Annotated in this window: 3 protein-coding genes and 1 pseudogene; 3 read left to right on the top strand and 1 reads right to left on the bottom strand. The window is 63.8% G+C overall.

The genetic code is table 11. The features are described 5' to 3' along the window. Positions 1 to 4 precede the first annotated feature (4 nt). Together AC1D2E_RS35280 and AC1D2E_RS35275 are read left to right on the top strand one after the other, a co-directional pair. Positions 5 to 193, top strand: coding sequence for a helix-turn-helix domain-containing protein (locus AC1D2E_RS35280; protein WP_478201703.1), 189 nt, complete (start codon positions 5 to 7; stop codon positions 191 to 193). 624 nt (positions 194 to 817) lie between these two features. Next, a pseudogene (locus AC1D2E_RS35275) lies at positions 818 to 1,423 on the top strand (PhnD/SsuA/transferrin family substrate-binding protein); the annotation flags it as partial. A gap of 20 nt (positions 1,424 to 1,443) precedes the next feature. On the opposite strand, the gene AC1D2E_RS35270 reads toward AC1D2E_RS35275, so the two are convergent. Continuing rightward, positions 1,444 to 2,028, bottom strand: a complete 585-nt coding sequence (locus tag AC1D2E_RS35270) for an ATP-dependent Clp protease proteolytic subunit (RefSeq protein ID WP_478117961.1) — start codon at positions 2,026 to 2,028, stop codon at positions 1,444 to 1,446. 65 nt (positions 2,029 to 2,093) lie between these two features. Between AC1D2E_RS35270 and AC1D2E_RS35265 the strand changes: the two genes are divergently transcribed. Next, complete coding sequence (locus AC1D2E_RS35265; protein ID WP_478201702.1) at positions 2,094 to 2,237, top strand: hypothetical protein; 144 nt, start codon at positions 2,094 to 2,096, stop codon at positions 2,235 to 2,237. Positions 2,238 to 3,163 lie beyond the last annotated feature (926 nt).

The raw sequence follows: 3,163 nt of genomic DNA, 5'->3' as shown, positions 1-3,163 counted from the left end.
GTCCTTGATCCATACCCGGCTTGCGCGCGAAGCCTGCCGCAGGCTCGTACACGTAGCGGCGCCCGTGTCCAGGTTGGCCTTCGACCTCGGCTTTCAGGACCCCGCCTACTTCTGCCGCTTTTTCAAGCGGCACACGGGCCTCGGGCCGAGGGAATATCGAACTCGGACGCTCGAACGCTTGGCAGGCCGCTGAAATACCTCGTCGAAGGCCCCCGCAAGTGGGTCTGACATGAAGAAAGTAGAACTGATACGAGCCGAGCGCGCTGTTCGTCTCTGGGCGGCGTGGCCCCAGATTTGCAGTTGCAAGAAGGAAAGCAGATCTGGTACTTCGCAACCTCGCAGACCAAATTCGATAAAGAACGCAAGGGCTGCGTGAGACGTTGAATCATGAGGAGTTTCGCGCCATACTTGGCCGGATATATGTCGAGGTTTGGAGCAGGCGGACTCAAAGTCCAAACGACCGGATCGGGCTCCCCGAGCGCCATTTCTCGACAGGCGGAAGGAGCCGTCCACACGAGATTTCTTCCTGCCCGTCCGTTGCCACCCTCGATCCGTGTGCTGTCGCCAAATCGGATTTCCTCGACGATGTCTGCGAAGTCAAGTTCTAAGGTAGACCGGACGCTCGCGAAGAAGACGTCCAAGGTCAGCTTTCGTCAGCCGCCGCCGTTCGACAGGCCGAAGGCGACCGGCTGCAACCAGTCTTGAGCTGCCGCCCGATTGGCGCGGTCCAAGGACCGGTGATGGCCGATGGACTAAACCGCGGTGGATGTGTGCGACGGGGGCAGATCACGCGCAAGACGGGTGACTACACCACCTTAGTCTCCTGGCCGAGCCCGAGAACTGGCGGATCGCGCGCGGCGAGAGCCGGTCGGTCTCGGGCTCCATCGTGCCGCAGCTGCAGCTCTTCCTGCCCAATCACATTGCCATGGAGACGCGTTTTCGCAGCGAGGTGGTCGGCACGCACCAGGCGACGGCCCTGGCCGTGGCCAACGGCGAGGCCGACGTGGCGACCAACAACACGGCCGACTTCGAGCGCTTCAAGCTTCAATTCCCGGCCGAAGCCGACCGGCTGCAGGTGATCTGGGAATCCGAACCCATCCCGCATGCGCAGATCGTCATGCGGCGCGACCACGGCCCCGCATTCCAGAAGCAGGTGCAGACCATTCTCGTCAAATACGCGCGCGGCAAGGGGCCGCGCGGCGATGTCGAACGTGCGGTGCTGAAGGCCCGGCACGACCTCGCGGGCTTTGTCGCGGCCGACAACAGCTCGCTGATGCCGGCCGCCAAGCTTTCCTATCAGTTGGCGAGGCAAAGCGCCATGACCTCGCAGTTGGTGAACGAGGCGGCGCGCCAGGCGCGCCTGCAGCGCATCGAGGCGACCTACGCCGACCAGGTGGCGGCGCTGCGCGGCGACTGGCGCTGATCCGTCTTTGCGGATGGCTTCTAAGTCCGCAACTCGGTTTTGCGATGGATGATGCGCGAGACCAGCCCATAGGTCACCGCTTCCTCGGCCGACAGCCAGCGGTCGCGTTCGATGTCGACCAGCACCTCCTCCAGCGGCTTGCCGGTTTCGCGCGCGATCTCGTGGGCGATGCGCTCGCGGGCCTTGACGATCTCCTGCGCCTGGATCGCGATGTCGGTCGCCTGCCCGCCTGCGCCGCCACTCGGCTGGTGAATCAAGAAGCGGGTGTTGGGCAGGCAGACGCGTCGCTCTCGGGGCGCCGCCAGGAAGAGGTGCGTGGCAGCGCTGCCCACCCAGCCGGTGCCGATCATGTTCACCGGCGCGGTGATGAAGCGCACGATGTCGTGGATCGCGTCGCCCGACTCCAGGTGCCCGCCCGGCGAACTCACCAGGATGTCGATCGGCGCCTGGCTGTCCGCATCGAGTGCGATGAGGCGGCGCGTGACATCGGCCGCCACCGCGTCGGTGATCGCGCCGAAGATCAGCAACGTGCGCGATTTGAAGGCCTTTTCCTCCAGATACGCGCTGTGCGTGGCGGAAGGCTTGGTGTCGTCGTCGGTGGGCATGGAAGAATGACTCCTGTGGTTGGAATTGACAGTCCGCGCTGTATGGCAAGGTGCGGCGATGCTCGATGAACGCTACATATCGGATTTTCCTTCGCATCGGCTGCGACGGCGCGAGTGGATGCCGACTGGGCGGCCAGTTCGTCTGCGTGCTGCCCCTGGGCGCGCAGTGCGAGGCCGGGCAGGAGAAACTGGCCGGGCTCTACGGCTGAGCCGTGCCGGCTAGATCTTCCACTGCATCGTCGGCGCGGAGCGTCCGTAGCGGTCGCAAAGCTGCTTGCGGTTCAGCTTGCCGACGGCCGTCTTCGGAATCTCGTCGACACAGCACCTCCTGAGGCGCCTTGCGCCGCTGGATGCGCCGAGCCTGTGAGTTGCGCCTTGTACGGGTCGAAAAAATCCCCGGCGTGGACCGCCGCTGTTCCACCTGTCAGCGCTGGTGTAAATCCGCATCTATTCGCTGGTAAGGACGCGGTTTTACGACTTTGATGGAAGCGAGCGCAGAGACGGTGCCTGCATCTGTCGCGCCTTTTGAGGGGCGAGCCCTGGCCGAGCGCAGGCTTGCCCTGGCGCGGCGCCGATTGATGAACCCTAGCCGTACCCACGGGTGCAGCGCGGCAGCACATTCAGGGCAGAACCAATGCGTTTGGGCTTCCTCAGTCGCAGCCGAAGGCTCGACACTGGCCAAAAGACTGCTTGGCAGGACGGGCTCAGCGGTCGGCGACGGGTCGGCGGTAGGTTTGCGCAAGATCGTGACGTTGCGGGAACAGAATAGCGTGAAAGAACTATGGGGCAAGGCCCAGGAGCATGTACCCTTGCTTTCGCTTCAATATGACGTAACGCGCCGAATCTCTTGGGGTTCGCCGCTTTGGGCACATCCCTCTCAAACGCCATATTAGGCGCGCGCATTTCGAGACACCAGAAGTGGCCCCGCTTGTCTGAACAGCATTCCCCGATTCTTAAGTGGATTGCGGGCGGTTTGCCAACGGTGCAGAGTTGTCCACGGCGGCGGTCGGCGCTCGCGACGAACCGACCGACGCGGTGGGCAACTCGGGGCGCACCAGGGATTTCATCTTACGCAGCCAGCTTCAGGTGCGGCAGGGCGGCGAAGTACGCCTCATCCGGCGTAGAGCGAGCCAAG

It is taken from the genome of Variovorax sp. P1_H2 (assembly GCF_056405295.1).
This window is presented reverse-complemented; position numbering and strand designations above follow the sequence as displayed.